At 65.3% G+C, this 25,407-nt stretch carries 21 protein-coding genes; 16 read left to right on the top strand and 5 right to left on the bottom strand.

Annotated features, from left to right (window positions below; translation table 11 throughout):
- Window positions 1-108 precede the first annotated feature (108 nt).
- From K2O50_RS19860 to K2O50_RS19875, 4 genes are all read left to right on the top strand, one after another.
- A complete protein-coding gene (locus tag K2O50_RS19860; protein WP_050704577.1) occupies window positions 109-744 on the top strand; it encodes an RluA family pseudouridine synthase in 636 nt (211 codons plus the stop codon).
- A gap of 163 nt (window positions 745-907) precedes the next feature.
- Complete coding sequence (locus K2O50_RS19865; RefSeq protein WP_028690868.1) at window positions 908-2,197, top strand: M18 family aminopeptidase; 1,290 nt, start codon at window positions 908-910, stop codon at window positions 2,195-2,197.
- 134 nt (window positions 2,198-2,331) lie between these two features.
- On the top strand, window positions 2,332-2,502 hold the full coding sequence (locus K2O50_RS19870; RefSeq protein ID WP_167388396.1) for a hypothetical protein: 171 nt from the start codon (window positions 2,332-2,334) through the stop codon (window positions 2,500-2,502).
- Between the two features lie 44 nt (window positions 2,503-2,546).
- Entirely contained in the window at window positions 2,547-4,700 is a 2,154-nt protein-coding gene (locus K2O50_RS19875) for a mechanosensitive ion channel family protein (protein ID WP_050704576.1), read from the top strand.
- Window positions 4,701-4,799: 99 nt separating this feature from the next.
- Here K2O50_RS19875 and K2O50_RS19880 read toward each other — a convergent pair whose 3' ends face one another.
- Window positions 4,800-5,513 (bottom strand): UTRA domain-containing protein, encoded by a 714-nt coding sequence (locus tag K2O50_RS19880; protein ID WP_050704575.1) that lies wholly within the window; start codon window positions 5,511-5,513, stop codon window positions 4,800-4,802.
- 327 nt (window positions 5,514-5,840) lie between these two features.
- On the opposite strand from K2O50_RS19880, the gene K2O50_RS19885 reads away from it, so the two are divergent.
- The 7 genes from K2O50_RS19885 (at window position 5,841) to sugE (ending at window position 11,628) form a co-directional block, all read left to right on the top strand.
- A complete protein-coding gene (locus K2O50_RS19885; RefSeq protein ID WP_050704574.1) occupies window positions 5,841-6,899 on the top strand; it encodes an ABC transporter substrate-binding protein in 1,059 nt (352 codons plus the stop codon).
- A 91-nt stretch (window positions 6,900-6,990) separates the two neighbouring features.
- Complete coding sequence (locus K2O50_RS19890; RefSeq protein ID WP_050704573.1) at window positions 6,991-7,797, top strand: alkaline phosphatase family protein; 807 nt, start codon at window positions 6,991-6,993, stop codon at window positions 7,795-7,797.
- A complete protein-coding gene (locus K2O50_RS19895; RefSeq protein WP_011532723.1) occupies window positions 7,794-8,633 on the top strand; it encodes an ABC transporter permease subunit in 840 nt (279 codons plus the stop codon). The genes K2O50_RS19890 and K2O50_RS19895 overlap by 4 nt, the downstream gene beginning before the upstream one ends.
- A complete protein-coding gene (locus K2O50_RS19900; protein WP_050704572.1) occupies window positions 8,623-9,417 on the top strand; it encodes an ABC transporter permease in 795 nt (264 codons plus the stop codon). The genes K2O50_RS19895 and K2O50_RS19900 overlap by 11 nt, the downstream gene beginning before the upstream one ends.
- A gap of 1 nt (window position 9,418) precedes the next feature.
- The gene (locus tag K2O50_RS19905; RefSeq protein WP_050704571.1) at window positions 9,419-10,408 is read left to right on the top strand and encodes an ABC transporter ATP-binding protein; all 990 of its coding nucleotides are present in this window, start codon (window positions 9,419-9,421) and stop codon (window positions 10,406-10,408) included.
- A gap of 13 nt (window positions 10,409-10,421) precedes the next feature.
- Window positions 10,422-11,075 (top strand): HAD family phosphatase, encoded by a 654-nt coding sequence (locus tag K2O50_RS19910; protein WP_050704570.1) that lies wholly within the window; start codon window positions 10,422-10,424, stop codon window positions 11,073-11,075.
- Between the two features lie 235 nt (window positions 11,076-11,310).
- The gene (gene sugE, locus K2O50_RS19915) at window positions 11,311-11,628 is read left to right on the top strand and encodes a quaternary ammonium compound efflux SMR transporter SugE (RefSeq protein WP_050704569.1); all 318 of its coding nucleotides are present in this window, start codon (window positions 11,311-11,313) and stop codon (window positions 11,626-11,628) included.
- Between the two features lie 16 nt (window positions 11,629-11,644).
- Here sugE and K2O50_RS19920 read toward each other — a convergent pair whose 3' ends face one another.
- Both K2O50_RS19920 and K2O50_RS19925 read right to left on the bottom strand, forming a co-directional pair.
- Window positions 11,645-13,519: an MFS transporter gene (locus K2O50_RS19920; RefSeq protein ID WP_050704568.1), complete on the bottom strand. Its 1,875-nt coding sequence runs from the start codon at window positions 13,517-13,519 to the stop codon at window positions 11,645-11,647.
- A 198-nt stretch (window positions 13,520-13,717) separates the two neighbouring features.
- Window positions 13,718-14,857 (bottom strand): TDT family transporter, encoded by a 1,140-nt coding sequence (locus tag K2O50_RS19925; protein WP_050704567.1) that lies wholly within the window; start codon window positions 14,855-14,857, stop codon window positions 13,718-13,720.
- 172 nt (window positions 14,858-15,029) lie between these two features.
- Between K2O50_RS19925 and K2O50_RS19930 the strand changes: the two genes are divergently transcribed.
- Window positions 15,030-16,211, top strand: coding sequence for an MFS transporter (locus tag K2O50_RS19930; protein WP_050704566.1), 1,182 nt, complete (start codon window positions 15,030-15,032; stop codon window positions 16,209-16,211).
- 120 nt (window positions 16,212-16,331) lie between these two features.
- Entirely contained in the window at window positions 16,332-19,808 is a 3,477-nt protein-coding gene (locus K2O50_RS19935) for a PAS domain-containing hybrid sensor histidine kinase/response regulator (RefSeq protein WP_050704565.1), read from the top strand.
- On the opposite strand, the gene rmuC is transcribed toward K2O50_RS19935, so the two are convergent.
- On the bottom strand, window positions 19,780-21,138 hold the full coding sequence (gene rmuC / locus K2O50_RS19940; RefSeq protein ID WP_162232952.1) for a DNA recombination protein RmuC: 1,359 nt from the start codon (window positions 21,136-21,138) through the stop codon (window positions 19,780-19,782). The genes K2O50_RS19935 and rmuC overlap by 29 nt on opposite strands.
- A 333-nt stretch (window positions 21,139-21,471) precedes the next feature.
- Window positions 21,472-21,891 (bottom strand): tetratricopeptide repeat protein, encoded by a 420-nt coding sequence (locus tag K2O50_RS19945; protein ID WP_050704594.1) that lies wholly within the window; start codon window positions 21,889-21,891, stop codon window positions 21,472-21,474.
- A 941-nt stretch (window positions 21,892-22,832) separates the two neighbouring features.
- Between K2O50_RS19945 and K2O50_RS19950 the strand changes: the two genes are divergently transcribed.
- The 3 genes from K2O50_RS19950 to K2O50_RS19960 all read left to right on the top strand — a co-directional run bounded on the left by K2O50_RS19950 (window position 22,833) and on the right by K2O50_RS19960 (window position 25,221).
- Window positions 22,833-23,057 carry a hypothetical protein gene (locus K2O50_RS19950; RefSeq protein ID WP_050704563.1) on the top strand — a complete coding sequence of 75 codons (225 nt, stop codon included), beginning with the start codon at window positions 22,833-22,835 and terminating at the stop codon, window positions 23,055-23,057.
- A gap of 258 nt (window positions 23,058-23,315) precedes the next feature.
- A complete protein-coding gene (locus K2O50_RS19955; RefSeq protein WP_050704561.1) occupies window positions 23,316-23,798 on the top strand; it encodes a hypothetical protein in 483 nt (160 codons plus the stop codon).
- Window positions 23,799-23,943: 145 nt separating this feature from the next.
- Complete coding sequence (locus K2O50_RS19960) at window positions 23,944-25,221, top strand: OmpP1/FadL family transporter (protein WP_050704560.1); 1,278 nt, start codon at window positions 23,944-23,946, stop codon at window positions 25,219-25,221.
- Window positions 25,222-25,407: the final 186 nt, after the last annotated feature.

The raw sequence follows: 25,407 nt of genomic DNA on the forward strand, positions 1-25,407 counted from the left end.
TCAGTAGCTCAGGGTTACCTTGTGGGAGCGGGCTTGCCCCGCGATGGCCTTCAATGGCCATCGCGGGGCAAGCCCGCTCCCACAATGCTTTGCAGAGAACACCTGAACATGCCGCTGTCGAACATCCAGATCCTTCACGAAGACGCCGCCATCCTGGTGATCAACAAGCCGACCCTGCTGCTGTCGGTGCCGGGCCGCGCCGAGGACAACAAGGACTGCCTGATCACCCGCCTGCAGGAAAACGGCTACCCCGACGCCCTGATCGTCCACCGCCTGGACTGGGAAACCTCGGGGATCATCCTGCTCGCCCGCGACGCCGACAGCCACCGCGAACTGTCGCGCCAGTTCCACGACCGCGAGACGGAAAAGGCCTATACCGCGCTGTGCTGGGGCCAACCGAACCTGGACAGCGGCAGCATCGACCTGCCGCTGCGCTACGACCCGCCGACCAAACCGCGCCATGTGGTCGACCACGAACAGGGCAAGCACGCCCTGACCTTCTGGCGCATCGTCGAACGCTGCGCCGATCATTGCCGGGTCGAGCTGACACCGATCACCGGGCGCTCGCACCAGTTGCGCGTGCACATGCTGTCGATCGGCCACCCGCTGCTGGGCGACCGGCTTTACGCCAACCCCGAGGCGCTGGCGGCCCATGAACGGCTGTGCCTGCATGCGTCGATGCTGAGCTTTACCCATCCGGTTTCGGGCGAGCGGTTGAAGTTCGAGTGTCCGGCACCGTTCTGATCCATCGGCGCTGGATTCTTCGCGGGTAAACCCGCTCCCACAGGAGAGTGCCTAACTTGAAATCTGCGCGGTACCTGTGGGAGCGGGCTTGCCCCGCGATAGCGCCGACACAAATTTTCGAGTATTTACGCTAAACTCGCGCCACTGCTGTCTGGAGTGACTTATGCGCGATGCCCTGAATGCCGGCCTGATCGAATTCCTCAAGGCCTCCCCGACGCCCTTCCATGCCACCGCCAGCCTCGCGCAGCGCCTCGAGGCCGCCGGCTACCAGCGCCTGGACGAACGCGACAGCTGGGCCACCGTGCCCGGTGGTCGCTACTACGTGACCCGCAACGATTCCTCGATCATCGCCATCAAGCTCGGCAAGCTCTCCCCGCTGCTGGGCGGCATCCGTATGGTCGGCGCCCACACCGACAGCCCGTGCCTGCGGGTCAAGCCGCAGCCCGAGCTGCAACGCCAGGGTTTCCTGCAACTGGGCGTGGAAGTGTACGGCGGCGCCCTGCTCGCCCCCTGGTTCGACCGCGACCTGTCGCTGGCCGGCCGGGTCACCTTCCGCCGTGATGGCAAGGTCGAGAGCCAGCTGATCGACTTCAAGCTGCCGATCGCGGTGATCCCGAACCTGGCGATCCACCTCAACCGCACCGCCAACGAAGGCTGGCAGATCAACCCGCAGACCGAGCTGCCACCGATCCTGGCCCAGGTGGCCGGCGACGAGCGCGTCGACTTCCGCGCCCTGCTCACCGAGCAGCTGGCCCGCGAGCACGACCTCAACGCCGACGTGGTGCTCGACTACGAGCTGAGCTTCTACGACACCCAGGACGCCGCGTTGATTGGCCTGAACGGCGACTTCATTGCCGCCGCCCGCCTGGACAACCTGCTGTCGTGCTACGCCGGCTTGCAGGCGCTGCTGGGCGCCGACAGCGACGAGACCTGCGTGCTGGTGTGCAACGACCACGAGGAAGTCGGCTCGTGCTCGGCCTGCGGCGCCGACGGCCCGATGCTCGAGCAGACCCTGCAGCGCCTGCTGCCCGAGGGCGACGACTACGTGCGCACCATCCAGCGCTCGCTGATGGTCTCGGCCGACAACGCCCACGGCGTGCACCCCAACTACGCCGACAAGCACGACGGCAACCACGGCCCCAAGCTCAACGCAGGCCCGGTGATCAAGGTCAACAACAACCAGCGCTACGCCACCAACAGCGAAACCGCCGGGTTCTTCCGCCACCTGTGCATGGCCGAGGAAGTACCGGTGCAGAGCTTCGTGGTGCGCAGCGACATGGGCTGCGGCTCGACCATCGGCCCGATCACCGCCAGCCACCTGGGCGTGCGCACGGTCGACATCGGCCTGCCGACCTTCGCCATGCACTCGATCCGCGAGCTGTGCGGCAGCCATGACCTGGCGCATCTGGTGAAAGTCCTCTCGGCTTTCTACCGCAGCCGCGAACTGCCCTGACGACAAGCCCGCTCCCAAAGGCCCGTGGGAGCGGGCTTGCCCCGCGATTCGGGAGTTGCCTGCCCCCGATCAATCCGCTGCGCTTGCAAAGCGCTATGCTTAAGACATGCCCCACAGCAAAAGGATTGCCGTCCATGTCATCCCCCTTCCTGTCCCTGTTCGTGCCGGTGTTCCTGTTCCTGATGCTGCTGACCATCGGCTTCAGCCTGCGCGAGCGCAATGTCGGCGTGCTGATGATGTGGATCGGCACCCTCGGCATCTTCGGCCTCACCTGCTGGAAGATCCTCGAGAAACTGCCGTCGTAAACCACTACACTCGGGCAAACGTTTGACCTGAGGTAGAGTTTCCGGTGCCAGCCCTCCTGCGTTGCATCACGCTGCTGTTCCTGTTGTTCGTCACCCCGGTGCACGCCGCCGGCCTGCCGGGCCTGCTCGGCTCCAGCCCCCCCGCCCAACCCGAAGCCAGCGAACCGCTGGGCAAGTCGCTGGACGAGGTGATCAAGAACCTGGAGAACGACCAGCAACGGGCCAAGCTGCTGGCCGACCTGAAGAAGCTACGCGACGCCAGCAAACAATCGCAACCCACCGTCGAACAGGGCGTGCTCGGCCTGATCGGCGGCGCCCTGCATGACTTCGAGCAGCAGTTCAGCGGCGATGCCAGCCCGTTCAAGCGCTGGTCGCTGGAAATCGACCAGGCACAGGACGAGCTGGCCGCGCTGGTGGTGCCGGTGCACCAGTGGCCGGCGATCCTGTTCGGCTTCGCCGGGGTGATCCTGGTCTGGAGCCTGCTGGCCTACGCCTTCAACTGGATCGGCCACCGCGTGCGCCTGCGCTTCGGCCTGACCGAGGAACTGCCCCAGCACCCGCGCACCTGGGACCTGGTGCGCTTCGCCCTGCGCAAGCTGGGGCCGTGGCTGGTGGCGCTGGTGTTCACCGTGTACCTGAGCTTTGCCCTGCCCTCCTCGCTGGGCAAGTCGATGGCCATGGTGCTGGCCTACGCGCTGGTGGTCGGCACGCTGTTTTCGGCGATCTGCGTGATCGCCTTCTCGCTCCTCGACGGCCCGCACCGCCACCGCGCCCTGTACATCCTGCGCCACCAGGCATTTCGTCCGCTGTGGCTGATCGGCAGCTTCGCCGCGTTCGGCGAGGCGATGAGCGACCCGCGCCTGACCACCGCCCTGGGCAGCCACCTGGCCCATGCCCTGGCCACCCTGGCCAACGTCGTCGCCGCGCTGTGCACCGGGCTGTTCATCCTGCGCTTTCGCCGCCCGATCGCCCACCTGATCCGCAACCAGCCGCTGTCCCGACGCCTGACCCGGCGCACCCTGAGCGACACCATCGAGCTGCTCGGCAGCTTCTGGTACGTCCCGGCGCTGATCCTGGTGGCGATCTCGCTGTTCGCCACCTTCGTCTCCGCCGGCGACACCAGCACCGCCCTGCGCCAGTCGCTGATGTGCACGGTGCTGGTGGTGGTGTGCATGGTGCTCAACGGCCTGGTCCGGCGCCACGCCGCCAAGCCCCGGCGCGCCAACAAGCGCCAGGCGGTCTACACCGAGCGCCTGCGCAACTTCGGCTACGTGCTGGTACACCTGTTCATCTGGCTGGTGTTCATCGAACTGGGCCTGCGCGTCTGGGGCCGCTCGATGATCAGCTTCGCCGAAGGCGACGGCCATGAAGTCAGCCTGCGCCTGCTGGGCCTGGCCGGCACGCTGATCGTCGCCTGGCTGGTGTGGATCCTCGCCGACACCGCCGTGCACCATGCCCTGGTGCGCTCGCGCCGCGGCCTGGCCAACGCCCGGGCGCAGACCATGATGCCCTTGATCCGCAACGTGATGTTCGTGGTGATCTTCATCATCGCGGTGATCGTCGCCCTGGCCAACATGGGCATGAACGTCACCCCGCTGCTGGCCGGTGCCGGCGTCATCGGCCTGGCCATCGGTTTCGGCGCCCAGTCGCTGGTGGCCGACCTGATCACCGGATTGTTCATCATCATCGAGGACTCGCTGGCGATCGACGACTACGTCGACGTCGGCGGCCACCTGGGCACGGTCGAGGGCCTGACCATCCGCACCGTGCGCCTGCGGGACATCGACGGCATCGTGCACACCATCCCGTTCAGCGAGATCAAGAGCATCAAGAACTACTCGCGGGAGTTCGGCTATGCGATCTTCCGCGTGGCCATCCCGCACAGCATGAACATCGACCAGGCCATCACGCTGATCCGCGAAGTGGGCCAGAAGCTGCGCAACGACCCGCTGATGCGCCGCAACATCTGGTCGCCGCTGGAGCTTCAGGGGGTGGAGAGCTTCGAGTCGGGCTCGGCGATCCTGCGGGCGCGGTTCAAGACCGCGCCGATCAAGCAGTGGGAGGTGTCGCGGGCGTTCAACCTGGCGCTGAAAAGGCAGCTGGACGAGGCGGGGCTGGATCTGGCGACGCCAAGGTTGTCGGTGCAGGTGGTGACGGCCGGAGGGGGCCAGATGGCGGAAACCGGGTCCTCCAGTTAGGGCCCTTTCGCGGGTAAACCCGCTCCCACAGGATTGCCACACATTCGAAAATTGTGGGGTCCCTGTGGGAGCGGGTTTACCCGCGAAGAATCCAGCACCTTATCCCGCCTGGGCACGGATGCGGATCGCGTCGTGCCGCCAGTATTCCAGGTCACAGTCGATCAGATGCCCATGCTGGTCACTGTTGACCCGGGTGATGTGCAAACCCGGGCTGCCCGCCGAAACCTTCAGTGCCCCCGCCGCCGCCACCGGCAACGCGGTCGGCAGGATCTCGAAGCACACCTTTCCATAGTGAATGGCATATTCCCGCGCATAGATCTCGGTCAGCGACCGCGCCAGGTCCAGCTCGAGGATCCCCGGGAAGTAGCGCGGGTTGAGATAGTGCTCGGCATACAGCACCGCACGCCCGTCGATGCGGCGCAGACGGCAGATCCGCACCACGCTGGACAACGCCGACAGGCGCAGGCGCGCGCAGATCGCCGCCGAGGCCGGCTGCAGGCGCGCCGACAGCAACTCGGTGCTCGGCACCCGCCCCTGGTCGCGCACCATCGCATGGAAGTGGCTGCGCTCGATCAGGTCGTAGGTCAGCCGCTCGGGCGCGACGAACCAGCCACGGCGCTCCTCGCGATAGATCAGGCCCTGGGCCTCCAGCTGCACCAGCGCCTCGCGCAGGGTGATGCGCGTGGTGTCGAACACTTCGCTGAGCCTGCGCTCGGCCGGCAGCTTGCCGCCGGGAGCCAGCAGGCCGTGTTCGATCTGCTCCTGCAGGGCATGGCAGATGGCTGTTACCGCGCGCGGTGGCGTCGCTTGCATCAAAGGTTACCTATCTGGACTAGTCCAGCCCCATAAAGGGGCATGTGGCGATGGCTACAAGCCTAGGCAAGGCTGATGAACATCCTGTGACAAAGCCTCGTACAGGGACTTGCCAGATCCGGGCCAGGCCACGCGATTCAAGGCTTTCGATGTGGTCTACGCTGTATTCCCAGAGCCATCGGCCTGCCACCCACGCCCTCTCCTTACATCAAACTGTCACGCAACAGGCCTACCTTGGCTCAAGGTTTGCTGACCTAGACCAAGGGTTCGCAAGCACCGCTTCTGTTCATAACAACGAATGCAAGGCACCCACCAAAGGAGCTTCGGATGAAAAAGTTGTTCATGGCGTCACTGCTCGGTTCGGCCATCGCTTTTTGCACCTCGGCCATGGCCCAGGACCTCAAGGCCCTTGAAGACGCCGCCCGCAAGGAAGGCACCGTCAACAGCGTGGGCATGCCCGATGCCTGGGCCAACTGGAAAGGCACCTGGGAAGACCTGGCGAAAAAATACGGCCTCAAGCACAGCGACACCGACATGAGCTCGGCCCAGGAGATCGCCAAGTTCGACGCCGAGAAGGACAACGCCAGCGCCGATATCGGCGATGTCGGCGCCGCCTTCGGCCCGATCGCGGTCGCCAAGGGCGTCACCCAGGCCTACAAGCCGAGCACCTGGGACCAGGTGCCGGCGTGGGCCAAGGACCAGGACGGCCACTGGGCGCTGGCCTACACCGGCACCATCGCCTTCATCATCAACAAGGATCTGGTCAAGGAAGGCGAGCGCCCGACCACCTGGCACGACCTGGAAAAGGGCAAGTACAAGGTCGCCATCGGTGACGTCGGCACCGCCGCCCAGGCCGCCAATGGCGTGCTCGCCGCCGCCATCGCCTACAAGGGCGACGAGAGCAACATCGAGCCGGGCCTGCAGCTGTTCACCAAGCTGGCCCAGCAAAAGCGCCTGTCGCTGGCCAACCCGACCATCCAGACCCTCGAGAAGGGCGAGGTGGAAGTCGGCGTGGTGTGGGACTTCAACGGCCTGAGCTACCGCGACCAGATCGACCCGAAACGCTTCGAGGTGCTGATCCCATCGGACGGCTCGATCACCTCCGGCTACACCACCATCATCAACAAGTACGCCAAGCACCCGAACGCGGCGAAGCTTGCGCGTGAGTACATCTTCAGCGATGCCGGACAGACCAACCTGGCCATCGGCCACGCCCGGCCAATCCGCGCCGAGCACCTGAAACTGCCGGCGGATGTGCAGGCCAAGCTGCTGCCCAACGAGCAGTACAAGGCCGCCCAGCCGATCAAGAACGCCGAAGCCTGGGAAGCGACCTCCAAGGCCCTGCCGCAGAAGTGGCAGGAGCAGGTGATCATCGAGATGGAATAAACGCCATCATCCTCGTGGGAGCGGGCATGCCCCGTGATCGCCATCGCGGGGCAAGCCCGCTCCCACGAAGCCTCGTTTCCCTGGAGCCAACATGCAACACAACGTCATCCTGGTTCTGCTCGACGGCCTCAACCACCAGGTCGCGCACCATGCCATGGGCCATCTGCACGCCTACGTCGAGGCCGACCGCGCCGCGCTGTACCGGCTTGAATGCGAACTGCCGTCACTGTCGCGACCGCTGTACGAATGCATCCTCACCGGCGTGCCGCCGATCGACAGCGGCATCGTGCACAACAACGTCAATCGCCTGTCCAACCAGCGCAGCGTGTTCCACTACGCTCGCGAGGCCGGCCTGGGCACTGCGGCGGCGGCCTATCACTGGATGAGCGAGCTGTATAACCGCTCGCCCTTCGACCCGCTGCGCGACCGCCACACCCACGCGCCGAAGCTGCCGATCCAGCACGGCCTGTTCTACTACGCCGACCACTACCCCGACTCGCACCTGCTGGCCGACGCCGAATACCTGCGCCGCCGCCATGCGCCGAACTTCCTGCTGGTGCACCCGATGAACATCGACGACGCCGGCCACCGCCACGGCCTGGACAGCAGCCAGTACCGCAATGCCGCGCGCAACGCCGACATCCTCCTGGCCGACTACCTGCCGCGCTGGCTCGAAGAGGGCTACCAGGTGCTGGTCACCGCCGACCACGGCATGAACAACGACCGCTCGCACAACGGCTTGCTGGCCGAGGAACGCGAAGTGCCGCTGTTCGTGTTCGGCGAGGCGTTCAGCCTCGACCCCGCGGCCAAGCCGTTGCAGACCGAGCTGTGTGGCACGATCTGCGAGCTGCTCGGCGCCGCCCACGACAAACCGGTCTGCCGGGAGCTGCTCAAGTGAATGCAAGCCATCGCGGCCGCTACCTGGCCCTGCTCTGCCTGCTGCCGTTCGCCGTGTTCTTCATCATCTTCCAGGTCGCGCCGCTGGCCTGGGTCGCCCTCAACAGCCTGCAGAGCGAGAGCGGCTGGGGCCTGGCCAACTTCAGCAAGATCTTCGCCTCGAAGTTCTACCTGCAGGCGCTGCAACGCAGCCTGGAGATCAGCTTCTGGTCGAGCCTGTTCGGCATCGTCATCGCCACCCTGGGCGCCTATTCGCTGCGCCGGGTCGACTCGAAACTGCGCGACTTCGTCAGCGCCTTCGCCAACATGACCAGCAACTTCGCCGGCGTGCCCCTGGCTTTCGCCTTCATCATCCTGCTCGGTTTCAATGGCGCGCTCACCCTGCTGCTCAAGCAGATGGGCCTGCTCGGTGACTTCAGCATCTACTCCAAGACCGGCCTGATCCTGGTGTACACCTACTTCCAGATCCCCCTCGGCGTGCTGCTGCTCTACCCGGCCTTCGACGCCCTGCGCGAGGACTGGCGCGAGTCCGCCGCACTGCTCGGCGCCAGCCACTGGCAGTTCTGGCGGCATATCGGCCTGCCGGTGCTCACCCCGGCGCTGCTCGGCACCTTCGTCATCCTGCTGGCCAACGCCCTGGGCGCCTACGCCACCGTCTACGCCCTGACCACCGGCAACTTCAACGTGCTGCCGATCCGCATCGCGGGCCTGGTGGCCGGCGACATCAGCCTCGACCCGAACCTGGCCAGCGCCCTGGCGATGGTGCTGGTGGGCCTGATGACCGTGGTCACGGTGGTCCATCAATGGCTGCTCAAGAGGAGCTACCATGCGCGCTGAAAACAACGCCGGCGGGCTCTACCACCGAGTGGTGGTGTACCTGCTGTTCCTCATCCTGCTGCTGCCGCTGGCCGGCACCCTGCTCTACTCGCTGGCCACCAGCTGGTCAGCGACCCTGCTGCCCAGCGGGCTGACCTTCAAGTGGTACCTCGCGCTGTGGAGCGAGCCGCGCTTTCTCGCCGCCTTCGGCCAGTCGCTGCTGGTGTGCGTCGGCGCGCTGCTGCTGTCGGTGCTGCTGATCCTGCCGTTGCTGTTCGTGGTCCACTACCACTTCCCCAAGCTCGACGCGCTGATGAACATCCTCATCCTGCTGCCGTTCGCCGTGCCGCCGGTGGTGTCGTCGGTGGGCTTGCTGCAGCTGTACGGCAGCGGGCCAATGGCCATGGTCGGCACCCCGTGGATCCTGATCGGCTGCTACTTCACCATCGCCCTGCCGTTCATGTACCGGGCCATCACCAACAACCTGCAGGCCATCAACCTGCGCGACCTGATGGACGCCGCCCAGCTGCTCGGCGCCAGCACCTGGCAGGCGGCGTTCCTGGTGGTGCTGCCCAACCTGCGCAAGGGCCTGATGGTGGCGCTGCTGCTGTCGTTCTCGTTCCTGTTCGGCGAGTTCGTGTTCGCCAACCTGCTGGTGGGCACCCGCTACGAGACCCTGCAGGTGTACCTGAACAACATGCGCAACAGCAGCGGCCACTTCAACAGCGCGCTGGTCATCTCCTACTTCGCCTTCGTGCTGGTACTGACCTGGGTCGCCAACCGCCTGAACAAGGACAAGACCTGACATGAGCTTCGTCAGCGTACAGAAACTGCAAAAGAGCTACGCCGGCAGCCCGGTGTTCGAGAACATCGACTGCCAGATCGAGCGCGGCGAATTCGTCACCCTGCTTGGCCCGTCGGGCTGCGGCAAGTCCACGCTGCTGCGCTGCATCGCCGGGCTGACCCCGGTGGACAGCGGGCGGATCCTGCTCGACGGCCAGGACATCGTGCCAGTGAGCCCGCAGAAGCGCGGCATCGGCATGGTGTTCCAGAGCTACGCGCTGTTCCCCAACATGACCGTGGAGCAGAACGTCGCCTTCGGCCTGCGCATGCAGAAGGTCAAGGCCGACGAAAGCCAGGCGCGGGTGCGTGAAGTACTCGATCTGGTCGAACTCGGCAGCTTCGCCGGACGCTACCCGCACCAGCTGTCCGGTGGCCAGTGCCAGCGCGTGGCCCTGGCTCGCTCGCTGGTCACCCGCCCGCGCCTGCTGCTGCTCGACGAGCCGCTGTCGGCGCTGGATGCGCGCATCCGCAAGCACCTGCGCGAACAGATCCGCGCCATCCAGCGCGAGCTGGGGCTGACCACCATCTTCGTCACCCACGACCAGGAAGAGGCGCTGACCATGTCGGACCGCATCGTCCTGATGAACCAGGGTCGCATCGTCCAGAGCGGCGATGCCGAGACCCTCTACACCGCGCCCGTGGACCTGTTCGCCGCGGGTTTCATCGGCAACTACAACCTGCTCGACGCCGACAGCGCCAGCCGCCTGCTGCAACGCCCGGTCAGCGGTCGCCTGGCGATCCGCCCGGAGTCCATCACCCTGGGCCTGAACGGTGAACTGGACGGCGAGATCCGCAGCCACAGCCTGCTGGGCAACGTCATCCGCTACCGGGTACGGGTGCGCGACGTCGAGCTGGTGGTGGACGTGCTCAACCGCTGCGCGGCCGACCTGCACGCAGACGGCCAGCGGGTATCCTTGTCGATCGACCCCACGGCGCTACGGGAAGTGGCCTAAGGAGAAGCAACGCATGGCACTGGCAATCTTCGATCTGGACGAAACCCTGATCCACGGTGACTGCGCGTCGCTGTGGAGCGAGCAGATGGCCCGGCTGGGCTGGGTGGACGGCAAATCCTTCCTCAAGCGCGACCATGAGCTGATGGAAGCCTACGGCAAGGGCCACCTGGCCATGGAGGACTACATGGCCTTCAGCCTGGAGCCCATCGCCGGACGTACCCTGGAAGAGGTGGAGCATCTGGTCGAGCCCTGGGTGGAGGACGTGATCGAGCCGATCATCTACGGCGACGCCTGCCGCTGCATCGCCGAACACCGCAAGCGCGGTGACCGGATCCTGATCATCTCGGCCAGCGGCACCCACCTGGTCGGGCCGATCGCGGCGCGCCTGGGTGTCGATGAGTACCTGGCCATCGAGCTGGAGGCGGTCAACGGCGTGTTCACCGGCAAGACCCACGGCGTGCTCACCTACCGCGAGGGCAAGATCACCCGTTTGCTGGAGTGGCTGGACCAGGAGCAGGAGAACCTGGAGGGCGCGAGTTTCTACTCGGATTCACGCAACGACCTGCCGCTGCTGCTGAAGGTCGATCACCCGCACGTGGTGAACCCGGACCCGGTGCTGCGCGAGCATGCGCAGATCAATGGCTGGCCGATTCTGAGCTGGTCTTGAACCGGCCCTTTGGCGGGTAAACCCGCTCCCACAGGTATTGCGTAGCATCAAGCCTGTGGTGATCCTGTGGGAGCGGGTTTACCCGCGAAGAGGCCGGCACAGGCACCATTGATCCGTCACACTTGCCTCTCCCGCCACAAATGTGCAGTGTAGTGCGCACTGTGAGGACGGCCTCACGACGCTGTGCGTGAACATACCGGGGACGGCCCCATCATTGAATCGATGGAGACTCACCATGTCCTGGATCATCCTGTTCTTCGCCGGCCTGTTCGAAGTCGGCTGGGCTGTCGGCCTCAAGTACACCGACGGTTTCACTCGCCCGATGCCGACCATCCTCACCGTCGGTGCCATGGTCATCAGCCTTGGCCTGCTGGGCCTGGCCATGAAGGAACTGCCGCTGGGCACCGCCTACGCCATCTGGACCGGCGTCGGCGCGGTCGGCACGGTGATCGCAGGGATCATCCTGTTCGGCGAATCCATGGCGCTGATCCGCCTGGCCAGTGTCGCCCTGATCATCACCGGCCTGGTCGGCCTGAAGGTCAGCGCCAGCTGACCTTCCTCCGTTTCTCTTAGCGAACGTCGCCGCGCAGCAGGCTCACCTGCTCGCGCAGCGCCTCGGGCTGCGCCGCCTCCACCGGGATGGCGGCGCCGGCCACCAGGGTCACCCGCGACCACAGGCGCTTGAAGAAGCCCTTGTTCGGGTCGCGACTGAAGAAACTGCCCCACAGCCCCTGCAACGCCAGCGGAATCACCGGCACCGGCGTCTCCTGCAGGATGCGGTTCACCCCGCCCTTGAACACATCGATCTCACCGTCCGAACTCAGTTTGCCTTCGGGGAAGATGCATACCAGCTCGCCGTCGGCCAGGTACCGGGCGATACGGGCGAAGGCGCGCTCGTAGGTGGCCTCGTCCTCGCCGCGCCCAGCGATGGGAATGGCGCCGGCGGTGCGGAACACGAAATTGAGCACCGGCAGGTTGTAGATCTTGTAGTACATGACGAAACGGATCGGCCGGCGGATCGCCCCCCCGATCAGCAGCGCATCGACGAACGACACATGGTTGCACACCAGCAGCGCTGCGCCCTCGTCGGGAATGCGCTGCAGCTCGCGGTGCTCGACCCGGTACATCGAGTGGCTGAGCAGCCAGATCAGGAAACGCATGGTGAATTCCGGCACGATGCGGAAGATGTAGGCGTTGACCGCGATATTGAGCAGCGACACCACCAGGAACAGCTGCGGGATGCTCAGCTTGGCCAGGCTCAACAGGACGATGGTGATGATCGCCGACACCACCATGAACAGCGCGTTGAGGATGTTGTTGGCGGCGATCACCCGGGCCCGCTGGTCTTCCGGGGTGCGCGCCTGGATCAGGGCGTACAGCGGCACGATGTAGAAGCCGCCGAAGATGCCCAGGCCGACGATCGACAGCATGATCCACCAGGCCTGGCTCATGCCCAGCAACGCCAGCCAGTCGTGGGGCACGACGCCAACCGGTACATCCCCCGAATGCCACCACCAGAGCAGGCCGAACAGGGTCAGGCCGAACGAGCCGAACGGCACCAGGCCGATCTCCACCTTGCGCCCGCTCAGGCGCTCGCAGAGCAGCGAACCGACGGCGATGCCCACCGAGAACAGGGTCAGCACCAGGGTCACCACGGTTTCGTCGCCGTGCAGCCAGTCCTTGGCGTAGGCCGGGATCTGCGTGAGGTAGATGGCGCCGACGAACCAGAACCACGAGTTGCCGACGATCGAGCGCGACACCGCCGGGGTTTGGCCCAGGCCCAGGCGCAGGGTCAGCCAGGACTGCTTGAAGATGTTCCAGTCCAGCTTCATCTGTGGCGCGGCGGCGGCGGCGCGGGGGATCCAGCGGCTGGCCAGGTAGCCCAGCACGGCGGTGCCCACCACCCCGACGGCGGCCAGCACCGCGTACTGGCTGGAGGACATCAGCATCCCGGCGCCGATGGTCCCGGCCAGGATCGCCAGGAAGGTGCCCATCTCCACCAGGCCGTTGCCGCCCACCAGTTCCTCCTCACGCAGGGCCTGGGGCAGGATCGAGTACTTCACCGGGCCGAACAATGCCGAGTGGGTGCCCATGGCGAACAGCGCCACCAGCATCAACTCCAGGTGATGAGTAACGAAACCGGTCGCGCCGATGGCCATGATGACGATCTCGGCCAGCTTGATCGCGCGGATCAGCCGGTCCTTGGCAAACTTCTCGCCGAACTGCCCGGCCAGCGCCGAGAACAGGAAGAACGGCAGGATGAACAGCAAGGCGCAGAGGTTGACCCAGATCGAGCGGTCGCCTTCCAGGCTCAGCTTGTAGAGGATCGCCAGGATCAGCGACTGCTTGAACAGGTTGTCGTTGAAGGCGCCCAGCGACTGGGTGATGAAGAACGGCAGGAAGCGCCGCTTGCCGAGCAGGGTGAATTGCGAGGGGTGACTCATCGTCCTTGTACCTGGTTGGGCTTTGTCATTGGAGGCACGTACAGCGTGATAAGCCACAAATCTGCACGGGAATGTCCATAGGCACAAGGAACTTGTGAGGGCGGGTTTGTGGGAGCGGGCTTGCCCCGCGATAAGGCCTGTCGCCCCTATCGCGGGGCAAGCCCGCTCCCACAAAGCCCCCCACAAAGCACAATAAAGTCAGTGCTGCGCGATACACGGCGATACGAACAGCTCGCCGCGCCAGGCACCCTGCACGGTACGGCTGGCCACCACCGCCCAGAGCAAGGCCAGCGCCACCACCAGTACCAGGCCAAACACGCTGAAGAAACCGAGTCCCAACCAGGCCGCCAGCTTCAGGGTGGCCAGGCAGTACACCCCCAGGGGGAAGGTGAACCCCCACCAGCCCAGGTTGAACGGCATGCCCTGGCGCATGTAGCGCACGGTGATCAGAACCGCCGTCAGCAGCCACCACAAGCCGGCGCCCCAGAGCACGATACCGGCCACCAGCCCCAACCCGCGGGCCACCTCGCCGAGGCCGCCCAGGCCATTGGCGGCAAATACTGCAGGGGCATCGCCGCCGAGCACCAGCATGCCCAGCGCGCCGGTACCGATCGGGCCCAGCGCCAGCCAGCTGGAGGCGGCCATGTTCGCCGGCGGCAATTTATGCAGGGCCATGCGCAGCATGAGGATGGTGAGGATGCTGAACGCCACCGGCAACGACACCGCCCACATCACATAGCTGGTGATCACCACCAGGAACTGCCGATGCGCATCCACCAGGTGCGGCGCCAGCAAGCCGCCACTGGCGGCGGCGACTTCCGCCGCCACCACCGGCAGCAGCCACACCGCGGTCATCTGGTCGATGCTGTGCTCCTGACGGGTGAACATCAGGTAGGGAATGGCCACGCCGCACAGCAGCGCCAGGCCCACGTCCAGCCACCAGAGCATTTCCACCCACGGCACCACCGCCTCGCCCCAACGCGCCAGGCCGAACACCAGGGCGCCATTGAGGATGGTGGCCAGGCCCATGGGAATGGTGCCAAAGAACATCGATACGGTGGAGTGGGCAAAGATCCGCCGCGCCTCGTCGAAGAACATCACCCAACGGGCGCCATACAAGACGCAGAACAGGGTGAACAAGCCAATGGTCAGCCACCACAGGCCCTGGGCAAGGGTATCCAGCACTGGCACCTGCACCTGGTGCAACGCCAGGGCCAGCACGCCGGTGCCCATGGTCGCGGCGAACCAGTTGGGGGTGAACTGGCGAATCACTTCGCGGGGATGGGCCAGATGGCTCAACGGGCGCCACGAGGGGGCGCGGGTCTGGGTGCATGGCATGGGATGTCTCCTGGCCTTGTGTAAGGTGGATTTATCTTATGCCTTCGAAGAATATCTATATAACGGGTAATTTCTCTATCTGTTATCTGTTTTGCAGATATAGCTAAACGTATAGCCCCTGGAATATGCTTGGCGCGGTTTTCCTGATGACAATAATGACAAGGACCTGTCGATGCTCACCGCCCTCAAGCGCTACCCCAACCCGGTACGCCTGCTCCTGCTCACCACCTTCACCCTGACCATGGCCCGAGCGATCACCCTGCCCTACCTGGTGGTCTACCTGGCCGACAATTTCCAGCTCTCGGTCGGCCGTATCGGCCTGGTGATCGGCGGCGCCCTGATCGTCGCCTCGCTGCTGAGCCTGTACGGCGGACACCTGGTCGACACCGTGCGCAACCACACCCTGGTGATCGCCAGCCTGCTGGTGTTCGCCCTGGCCTTCGTCGGCGCCATCGCCAGTCGCTCAGCCGCGCTGTTCTTCCTTTGCCTGGTGGTGATCAACCTGGCCCTGGCGCTGGTCGACATCGCCGCCAAGGCCGCCTTCTGCGCCCTGTTGCCGGTGGAGCAGCGCGCCGAGGTGTTCGCCATCAAGTACACCCTGAGCAACATCGCCTATGCCGTGGGGCCGATGCTCGGCGTGGCCCTGATCGAGGTGGACGGCCACCTGCCCTTCGTGGTCTCGGCACTGATCGGCCTCGCCATGTGCCTGGCCTACCAACGCCTGGGCGTTCGCGACCTGCAGCCCCAGGACCGGCCGCAACCCGGCGCCGGCTTCGGCCAGGTGGCCCTGGGCCTGCTGCGCGACCGGCGGTTGGTGTGCTTCACCCTGGGCGGTGTGCTCAGCGCGGTGGTGTTCGGCCAGTTCACCGCCTACCTGTCGCAGTACCTGGTGGTGACCCGCAACCCCGCCGAGGCGGCGCGGCTGGTCGGCTACCTGGTGACCACCAACGCAGTGACGGTGATCGCCTTGCAGTACCTGATCGGCAAGCGCATCGACCGGCGCCGGCTGATGCCCTGGCTGATGGCCGGCATGGGCCTGTTCGTCGCCGGGCTGCTGGGCTTTTCCCTGGCCGGCACGGCGCTGGCCTGGTGCCTGGCGATGCTGGTGTTCACCCTGGGCGAGATCATCGTGATTCCGGCAGAGTACATGTTCATCGACCTGATCGCCCCGGAGCACCTGCGCGGTATCTACTACGGCGCGCAGAACCTGGGCAACCTGGGCGCGGCACTGGGGCCGGTGCTGGTGGGCGCCGCCCTGGGGCACCTGGTGCCGGTGGCGGTGTTCTATCTGCTGATCGGGTCGGTGATACTGGCAGGTGTGTTCTACTGGCTGGGGACGCGCCGACCCGAGTGATGCCAGCGCGGGGCCCTGCGACGTCCTGCCACTGCGACCATGGTCGGCGCTGACGAACCGCGCCCTGCGTGCCAGACTGATTGATCGGGACCGCGTTTCTATTTTTGCTCCGGAGTTTGCATGTCGTTGTCCAGCGGGCTGATCGCCGTGGTCGCCCTGGCCTACATGGCCATCATGTTCGCCATCGCCTTCTATGGCGACCGCCGCAGCACGCCGTTGCCGCCGCGCCTGCGTGCCTGGGTGTACAGCCTGTCGCTGGCGGTGTACTGCACCAGCTGGACCTTCTTCGGCGCGGTCGGCCAGGCCGCCGAGCAGCTCTGGGCGTTCCTGCCCATCTACCTGGGGCCGGTGCTGCTGCTGATCTTCGCGCCCTGGGTGCTGCAGAAGATGGTGCTGATCAGCAAGCAGCAGAACATCACCTCGATCGCCGACTTCATCGCCGCCCGCTACGGCAAGTCGCAGACCCTGGCGGTGGTGGTGGCGCTGATCTGCCTGGTCGGCGTGCTGCCGTACATCGCCCTGCAGCTCAAGGGCATCGTGCTGGGGGTGAACCTGTTGATCGGCGCCAACGCCGATGCCACCGGCAGCCGGGTGCAGGACACCGCGCTGGTGGTGTCGCTGGTGCTGGCGCTGTTCGCCATCGTCTTCGGCACCCGCAGCCTGGACGTCACCGAGCACCACCGCGGCATGGTCCTGGCGATCGCCTTCGAGTCGCTGGTCAAGCTGCTGGCCTTCCTCGCCGTGGGCGCCTTCGTGGTGTTCAACCTGTATGACGGCTTCGACGACCTGTTCACCCAGGCCCAGCAGTCGGTGCACCTGAGCGACTACTGGGAAGAGACCATCAACTGGCCGTCGATGGTGGTGCAGACCGCCGTGGCGATGATGGCAATCATCTGCCTGCCACGGCAGTTCCACGTCACCGTGGTGGAGAACATCGAGCCCCAGGACATGCGCCTGGCGCGCTGGGTGTTCCCGCTGTACCTGGCCCTGGCCGCGCTGTTCGTGGTGCCCATCGCCCTGGCCGGGCAGATGCTGCTGCCGGGCACGGTGATCTCCGACTCGTTCGTGATCAGCCTGCCGCTGGCCGAGGCCCACCCGAGCCTGGCCCTGCTGGCGTTCATCGGCGGCGCCTCGGCGGCCACCGGCATGGTCATCGTCGAGGCCGTGGCGCTGTCGACCATGGTCTCCAACGATATGCTGCTGCCCTGGCTGCTGCGGCGCAACAACGCCGAGCGACCCTTTGAGGTGTTCCGCCACTGGATGCTCTCGGTGCGCCGGGTGACCATCGTCGTCATCCTGCTGCTGGCCTACGTCAGCTACCGCCTGCTCGGCTCCACCGCAAGCCTTGCGACCATCGGCCAGATCGCCTTCGCCGCGGTGACCCAGCTGACCCCGGCGATGCTCGGCGCGCTGTACTGGAAGCAGGCCAACCGCCGTGGCGTGTTCGCCGGCCTGGCCGCCGGCATCTTCCTGTGGTTCTACACCCTGGTGCTGCCGATCGCCGCCCACAGCCTGGGCTGGTCGCTGCAACTGTTCCCGGGCCTGGCCTGGCTGCACGGCAACCCGCTCAACCTGCCGATCACCCCGCTCACCCAGGGCGTGGTGCTGTCGCTGGCGGGCAACTTCACCCTGTTCGCCTGGGTCTCGATCCTGTCGCGCACGCGGGTTTCCGAACACTGGCAGGCCGGACGCTTCATCGGCCAGCAGACCAGCGCCCGCCCCTCCAGCAAACCCCTGCTGGCGGTGCAGATCGACGACCTGCTCAAGCTGGCCGCGCGCTTCGTCGGCGAGGAGCGCGCCCGGCAAAGTTTCATCCGCTTCGCCTACCGCCAGGGCAAGGGCTTCAACCCCAACCAGAACGCCGACGGCGACTGGATCGAGCACACCGAACGGCTGCTGGCCGGCGTACTCGGCACCTCCTCGACCCGCGCCGTGGTCAAGGCCGCCATCGAAGGCCGCGACATGCAGCTCGAGGACGTGGTGCGCATCGCCGACGAAGCCAGCGAGGTGCTGCAGTTCAACCGCGCGCTGTTGCAGGGCGCCATCGAGAACATCAACCAGGGCATCAGCGTAGTCGACCAGAACCTGCGCCTGGTGGCCTGGAACCGCCGCTACCTGGAGCTGTTCAACTACCCCGACGGGCTGATCAGCGTCGGCCGGCCGATTGCCGACATCATCCGCTACAACGCCGAGCGCGGCTTGTGCGGGCCGGGCGAGGCCCAGGTGCATGTGGCGCGGCGCCTGCACTGGATGCGCCAGGGGCGCGCCCACTCCTCCGAACGGCTGTTCCCCAATGGCCGGGTGATCGAGCTGATCGGCAACCCCATGCCCGGCGGCGGCTTCGTCATGAGCTTCACCGACATCACCCCGTTCCGCGAGGCCGAGCAGGCCCTGCGCGACTCCAACGAGGGCCTGGAGCAGCGCGTCGCCGAGCGCACCCATGAGCTTTCGCAGCTCAACCAGGCGCTGACCGAGGCCAAGAGCCGCGCCGAGGCGGTCAGCCAGTCCAAGACCCGCTTCCTCGCCGCCGTCAGCCACGACCTGATGCAGCCGCTCAACGCCGCCCGGCTGTTCTCCGCCGCCCTGTCGCAGCAGGCCGAGGCCATGAACGACGAGGCCCGGCAACTGGTGCAGCACATGGACAGCTCGTTGCGCTCGGCCGAAGAGCTGATCAGCGACCTGCTCGACATTTCGCGCCTGGAGAACGGCAAGGTCACCCCCGACATCAAGCCCTTTGCCCTCAACGAGCTGTTCGACACCCTCGGCGCCGAGTTCAAGGTGCTGGCCGCCGAGAAAGGCCTGGAGTTCCGCCTGCGCGGCAGCCGCCTGCGGGTGGACAGCGACATGAAACTGCTGCGCCGGGTGCTGCAGAACTTCCTCACCAACGCCCTTCGCTACGGCAAGAGCCCGCTGCTGCTGGGTGCGCGGCGCCAGGGCGGACGCCTGTGGCTGGAGGTGTGGGACCGCGGCCCGGGCATCGCCGACGACAAGCTGCAGGTGATCTTCCAGGAGTTCAAGCGCCTGGACAGCCACCAGACCCGCGCCGAGAAGGGCCTGGGCCTGGGCCTGGCGATCGCCGACGGCCTGTGCCGGGTGCTCGGGCATCCGCTGGAGGTACGCTCCTGGCCGGGCAAGGGCAGCGTGTTCCGCGTCAGCGTGCCCATCGCCCACAGCCCCGCGCCCGCGACGCCCGCCCCCGTGGAGCAGGCCGGGCAACCCCTGGCCGGGCTGCAGGTGCTGTGCGTGGACAACGAGGACAGCATCCTGATCGGCATGAACAGCCTGCTCAGCCGCTGGGGCTGCCAGGTGTGGACCGCGCGCAACCAGGCCGAATGCGAGGCCCTGCTCGGCAAGGGCCTGCGCCCGCACCTGGCACTGGTGGACTACCACCTGGATGACGGCGAGACCGGCACCGGGCTGATGGGCTGGCTACGGGCGCGCCTGGGCGAGCCGGTGCCCGGCGTGGTGATCAGCGCCGACGGACGCAACGAGACCATCGCCCTGGTGCATGCCGCGGGCCTCGACTACCTGGCCAAGCCGGTCAAGCCGGCGGCCCTGCGCGCCCTGCTCAATCGGCATCTGAGCCTGGTTCAGTAAGCGCCTCGTCGCTCAGGGCGCGCTCGATCAAATCGGCCGGCAGGCTCTTGCTGGCCCGGGCGCCGAGCAGCTTGAGCTGCTCGCTGCGGCTGACCAGGTTGCCGCGCCCCTCGCACAGCTTGTTGCGCGCCGCGGCGTAGGCCTTGTCCACCTGGGCCAGGCGTGCGCCGAGCTCGTCCAGGTCCTGGATGAACAGCACGAACTTGTCGTACAGCCAGCCGGCGCGCTCGGCGATCTCCCGGGCGTTCTGCCCCTGGCGTTCCTGCTTCCACAAGCTGTCGATCACCCGCAGGGTGGCGAGCAAGGTGGTCGGGCTGACGATGACGATCTGCCGGTCGAAGGCCTCCTGGAACAGGTTGGGCTCGGCCTGCAGTGCCGCCGAGAAGGCCGCCTCGATAGGCACGAACAGCAGCACGAAGTCGAGGCTGTGCAGGCCTTCCAGGCGGTTGTAGTCCTTGCTCGACAAGCCCTTGACGTGGTTGCGCAGCGACTGCACGTGCTGCTTGAGCGCGGCTTCGTCGTTGTTGCCGACGAACTGCTGGTAGGCCGTCAGGCTGACCTTGGCGTCCACCACCACCTGCTTGTCGCCCGGCAGCATGATCAGCACATCGGGCTGGAAGCGCTCGCCATCGGCGCTGCGCAGGCTGACCTGGGTCTGGTACTCGCGGCCCTTCTCCAGGCCCGCGTGCTCCAGCACCCGCTCCAGGATCAGCTCGCCCCAGTTGCCCTGGGTCTTCTGGCCCTTGAGCGCCTGGGTGAGGTTGGTGGCCTCGTCGGACAGGCGCAGGTTGAGCTGCTGCAGGCGCTCGAGTTCCTTGCCCAGGGAGAAGCGCTCGCGGGCCTCCTGCTGGTAGCTTTCCTCGACGCGCTTCTCGAACGCCTGGATACGCTCCTTGAGCGGGTCGAGCAATTGGCCCAGGTGCTGCTGGCTGGTCTGGGCGAAGCGTTGCTCGCGCTCGTCGAAGATCTTGGTGGCCATGTCGGCGAACTGCGCGCGCAGGGTGTCGCGGGCTTCCTGCAAGTCCTCGAGGCGTTGCTGGTGGCTCTCCTGCTGCTCGCGCAGCTCGGCCTCCAGGCGCGCAGTCTGGGCTTCCAGACGGCGCAGCTCGGCCTCACGGTTGGCGCGCTCGAGGTGCCAGGCATGGGCGGCGTCACGGGCGTTGTCGCGGTCGATCTGCAGCAGTTCCAGTTCCCGCCCCTGGGCGGCCAGCTGGGTCTGCTTGACGGCGTTGGCCTCGCTGAGGTCGCTGATCTCGTCGCGGCTGGCCTCCAGCTGCGCCTGCAGGCCGGCCTGGGTCAGCTGGGCGGCATTCAGGCGTTCTTCGAGCAAGGCCTGCTCGGCCTTGCGCGCGCCCTGGCCGCGCTGCACCTGCATGACCCAGCCCAGGCAGGGCACGGCGCCCGCCACCAAGCCCAGCAGAATGCTGGTCAGATCCACTGTCATGCTTACCCCGATCGAACATTGACGAATGCTGCGCAGCTTATCAGCCTGGTGGCGGGGTTGCCTGGTCGGTGCCCCCTGTAGGAGCGGCCTTGTGCCGCGAAAGGGCCGTCTAACGGCCCCGAGGTTCAGCGTTGACGCAAAGATCGTCGGGGCCGTTGCACGGCCCTTTCGCGGCACAAGGCCGCTCCTACAGGGGGGAACGCGAAAATTGATATCCGGCTAACAACTAAACCACTGGCGCAACAACCGCCGCGCCTCCTGCGAGCCCTGCCCCGCCGCCAGCTCCAGCCAATAGCGGGCCTGCTCCGGCTCCTGGGCCTGGCACAACCGCCCATATTCCAACTGGGCCCGGCGATCACCGGCGCGGGCCGCCTGGCGCAGCAGTTCATGGCCGATGCGCCGGTCGCGGGCATTGCCGCAATCGCGGCAAAGCATCTGCCCCAGGCGGCTCTGCGCCACCACCACGCCCTGGCGCGCCGGCTGCTTGAGCATGCGCCCGGCCAGGTGCTTGACGCTGGGCTTGTCGCCCAGACGCGGGCTGTCGAGCAGCCACAGGGCCACTTTCAGGGAAAAGCGCTTGGGGGAAGGCAGCGATGACGAGGCATCAGGACTGGCGAGGTGTTTACCGCGAAGCTTCATGACCAACAGCAAGGGTGACTCGAGAGGCGCGCCACTCTACTCCATTTTTTGCGGACTGGCCCGAGCGACTTTCGGCTGATCGACATTTTTTTCCATGATTTTTTCTTGACGTTTTCCCAGGGAAAATGCGCATGCCACCCTCACCCACCAATTGTCGGACAATCGATGAAACAGCTGGCACGCCCGTACTAGAGCAAGCGCCCGGGACAATCCACAGAACCTGTGGATAACTCGGTGGACAACCCCTTGAGGCAGCCCGCAAACCCCTGTGAAATGGGGCTTTCAGTCAAACTGTCGATTTTTTCACCAGCAAAAATTAGTGTTTTTTTTCATTGACTTAAGCCCCCAGTCAAGTCATTGGCGAGCCGTCCACAGGATGTTGCAGGAGGGTTACAACTGTTCAGCCGAGTGTGTACAACTGCACCAACAAACGGCATCGCAGTGCACGAAAACGGGACAAGCGGGCAATTGGCCGGGCATTTCCCCCTCTTCACAGCAGGCACGATTGACGACATAATGATCGGCTTCCCGCCAGAAAAGCCAAAAGCTTGCCAACCCCGAAAAGTTCGTGTAGGGTTGCGCCCCGTTAGTACCCAGCTGAAGTCATTCTGGCCACTCAGTCCCTGCAGCACTGTGCTCGACACCGAGCAGACGCTGCCCCATCGGGACCGGCCCATTCGATGATTCACTCGGCAGACCTTGCCCAGCACGAATCACGTTTCAGATTGATCAGGATCTTCCCCGACGCCCAGAACCCTGGTGTCGGTGTGCTGCCTGCCTTCTGTCGTACCTACCAGTCAGCCCAGCGCCCACCTATTGCATGCGCCCCTCTGGCTGCCCTGTTCCAGTCAGGTTCTGCGTCTCCTTAATAAAGACGTCACTGGAACGTTTCTATTGTGCACGGATCAAACACCGTGTCTTACGCAGGAACATCCAACAATATGAGTAACCATCAACAGATCCAGGCTGCCTTTGGCACCCTTTCCCAGGCCTTCGCCCCACTGAAGTGCCTTATCGTTGCCCCTCGCAAGGGCAGCTTCAGCTTCACCCTGGTCGACGAGCATGGCATCGCCTGCCACAGCGAGCGCCTCTACCCGGAACAATACAACCGGGCCGAACCGCTGCAGGCGGTGATCGAGCGCACCCGCCAGTCGCTGACCGCATGAACGAATGGCGGGTGATTCACGCCATGAATACGCCATGCAACACCCAGCCTGAAGGTAATTGGCCTAATCGCCAGCGGGCATATGCCCCGCGCCTTCGGGCTGCAATCGATTTAAAAACAGCCCTTTACACCACAGTTATCACACTACACTTCAACTCGAGCGGCTCCTGCCGCTTCCGGCGGGCCTGACCACTCACCAGCTGCCAAGCTCCAGCGCCCGTCGGCCCTTTCCAGCAGAGGGCATCCAGCAGAGGGCATCATGGGCATCGCTGCGAACGAGTTGAGTCGATACGTGATCCGGCCGACCCTGATCTACCTGGGTCGCCACTGCGACAGCGCCGAAGCTTTGTTACTGGGCGTTGCCGCGAGCCAGTCCGCACTGGGCGCCGCCCTGCATGACCGACGTGGCCATGGACTCTACAGGATCGGTGGGAATCGTCACCGTTGCTTGTGGGACGAATACCTGGCCCGCGATCCCGATCTGGCCAGCCTGGTGCGTGGCCTGGCCAGTCAGCACGCCTTCCTCGGCGGCCCGCACCTCGAACTCACCGTCAACCTGCGCTACGCCACCGCCATCGCCTGGATGCTGATCGAAGAGCAGGCCATGCCCTTGCCGGCGGCCGACGATCTGCTGGGCCTGGCGCGGATCTGGCGGCAGACCTTCCAGCCCCAGGGGCGCCTGCGGGATTTCACCCAGGCTTGGCACCACTGTATCGAACCGATGCTCACCCCAGCCTCCTGAGCAACCGCGTCCTACAACCGGAATAAACGGAATTTTGGTCGGATTGTCCTACAAAACCGCTCTATCTCCTGAGTTTCAGCCTATAGCGCAGCGCGGCATTTGTTGGTAGCTTTTCGCCCCGGAGATCCCAAGGAGTTTTCTAATAATGAAAAAAGTTATGCTCAAAACCTCTCTCGGCATTGCCGTTGCCCTCGCTTCCAGCCAATTGCTCGCCAGCGGCTTTGCCCTGAACGAACAGAGCGTCAGCGGCATGGGGACAGGTTTCGCGGGTCGTTCTTCTTCTGCCGAAGATGCCAGCACCGTGTATGGCAACCCGGCGGGCATGGCCCGCCTGAAGCGCGACCAGATGACCGTCGGTGGTGCCGCGGTCATCGCCAAGTCCGATATTTCCGGACGCGGCAGTAACAAAGGGGGGGAAATGGACGGTGACATGGTGCCCGTGGTCGGCGTGCCGATGGGTTACTACGTCAAGTCCATCGATGATCACTGGAGCGTCGGTTTCGGCGTCTACGTGCCGTTCGGCCTGGTCACCGACTACGGTAGCGACGATGCCGCACGCTACTGGGGCAAGAAGAGCCATGTCGAGGTCGTGACCTTCCAGCCGACCGTGAGCTATGCGTTCAACGACAAGGTCTCGATCGGTTTCGGCCCGACCATCAACCGCATCAAGGGCGAGCTGGGTTCGAACCTGGCCAGTATCTCGCCGCTGCGTCCGGCTGATGGCGAGGTGAAGATCAAGGGCGACGACACCGCCGTCGGCTACAACATCGGCATCCTGGTGCAGGCCACCGATCGCACACGCGTCGGCCTGACCTACCACTCGATGGTCGACTACAAGCTCGAAGGCAAGACCAAGGTCAGCTACCCGCTGCTCGGCCTGGACGGCAACAAGTTCGATGCCACCCTGAAGATCAAGACCCCCGAGTCGGTGGACTTCTCGGTCACCCACGAACTGGACGACCAGTGGACCCTGTACGCGGGCAGCACCTGGACCCGCTGGAGCCGCCTGGAGAACATCACGGTCAACAACGAAGTGCCGGCAGGCCCTGCCGGGCAGTTCGCGACCATCACCGAGGAACAGAACTGGCACGACACCTGGGCTCACGCCATCGGCGCCTCCTACAAGGTGAACAAGGAGTGGGTCCTGCGTACCGGCTTCTCGGTTGACCAGTCGCCGACCAACAATACCAACCGCTCCCCGCGCATCCCTACTGGCGATCGCAAGATCTTCAGCATCGGCGCCGGCTGGAGCCCGACCGACGACATGACCATCGACGTGGCCTACTCCTACCTGTGGGAAGAGGACACCAAGGTCAACAACCAGCCGCACAGCGCGACCGAAGCTGGCCTCAAGGGCAGCTACCAGGCCAAGTACGAAAACAGCGCCCACGGCGTTGGTGCTTCGCTGACCTACCGCTTCTGAGTGGCACCCGCTGCATGAAAAAACCGCCCTCGTGGCGGTTTTTTCATGCCTGCACAGGCCATTGTTCGCCCAGATCCATAAGCATGAACTTCACACCCCAACAAGCGTGCGCCGATGCAGTAAAGTCGTCACCCGGCCCCTGGAATCTGGACGAACCTTTCGATTTTGACTGTTTCCAAAAGGTGC

The sequence above is a fragment of the Pseudomonas sp. 2hn genome (assembly GCF_019646095.1).
Taxonomy (GTDB): Bacteria; Pseudomonadota; Gammaproteobacteria; order Pseudomonadales; family Pseudomonadaceae; genus Aquipseudomonas; species Aquipseudomonas peradeniyensis.

Coding starts and splice junctions, on each gene's coding strand:
- K2O50_RS19865 (WP_028690868.1), top strand. CDS start 908: ATGCGCGATGCCCTGAATGCCGGCCTGATCGAATTCCTCAAGGCCTCC.
- K2O50_RS19950 (WP_050704563.1), top strand. CDS start 22,833: ATGAGTAACCATCAACAGATCCAGGCTGCCTTTGGCACCCTTTCCCAG.
- K2O50_RS19930 (WP_050704566.1), top strand. CDS start 15,030: ATGCTCACCGCCCTCAAGCGCTACCCCAACCCGGTACGCCTGCTCCTG.
- K2O50_RS19905 (WP_050704571.1), top strand. CDS start 9,419: ATGAGCTTCGTCAGCGTACAGAAACTGCAAAAGAGCTACGCCGGCAGC.
- K2O50_RS19910 (WP_050704570.1), top strand. CDS start 10,422: ATGGCACTGGCAATCTTCGATCTGGACGAAACCCTGATCCACGGTGAC.
- K2O50_RS19920 (WP_050704568.1), bottom strand. CDS start 13,519: ATGAGTCACCCCTCGCAATTCACCCTGCTCGGCAAGCGGCGCTTCCTG.
- K2O50_RS19900 (WP_050704572.1), top strand. CDS start 8,623: ATGCGCGCTGAAAACAACGCCGGCGGGCTCTACCACCGAGTGGTGGTG.
- sugE (WP_050704569.1), top strand. CDS start 11,311: ATGTCCTGGATCATCCTGTTCTTCGCCGGCCTGTTCGAAGTCGGCTGG.
- K2O50_RS19935 (WP_050704565.1), top strand. CDS start 16,332: ATGTCGTTGTCCAGCGGGCTGATCGCCGTGGTCGCCCTGGCCTACATG.
- K2O50_RS19880 (WP_050704575.1), bottom strand. CDS start 5,513: ATGCAAGCGACGCCACCGCGCGCGGTAACAGCCATCTGCCATGCCCTG.
- K2O50_RS19960 (WP_050704560.1), top strand. CDS start 23,944: ATGAAAAAAGTTATGCTCAAAACCTCTCTCGGCATTGCCGTTGCCCTC.
- K2O50_RS19890 (WP_050704573.1), top strand. CDS start 6,991: ATGCAACACAACGTCATCCTGGTTCTGCTCGACGGCCTCAACCACCAG.
- K2O50_RS19925 (WP_050704567.1), bottom strand. CDS start 14,857: ATGCCATGCACCCAGACCCGCGCCCCCTCGTGGCGCCCGTTGAGCCAT.
- K2O50_RS19945 (WP_050704594.1), bottom strand. CDS start 21,891: ATGAAGCTTCGCGGTAAACACCTCGCCAGTCCTGATGCCTCGTCATCG.
- K2O50_RS19955 (WP_050704561.1), top strand. CDS start 23,316: ATGGGCATCGCTGCGAACGAGTTGAGTCGATACGTGATCCGGCCGACC.
- K2O50_RS19870 (WP_167388396.1), top strand. CDS start 2,332: ATGTCATCCCCCTTCCTGTCCCTGTTCGTGCCGGTGTTCCTGTTCCTG.
- K2O50_RS19860 (WP_050704577.1), top strand. CDS start 109: ATGCCGCTGTCGAACATCCAGATCCTTCACGAAGACGCCGCCATCCTG.
- K2O50_RS19885 (WP_050704574.1), top strand. CDS start 5,841: ATGAAAAAGTTGTTCATGGCGTCACTGCTCGGTTCGGCCATCGCTTTT.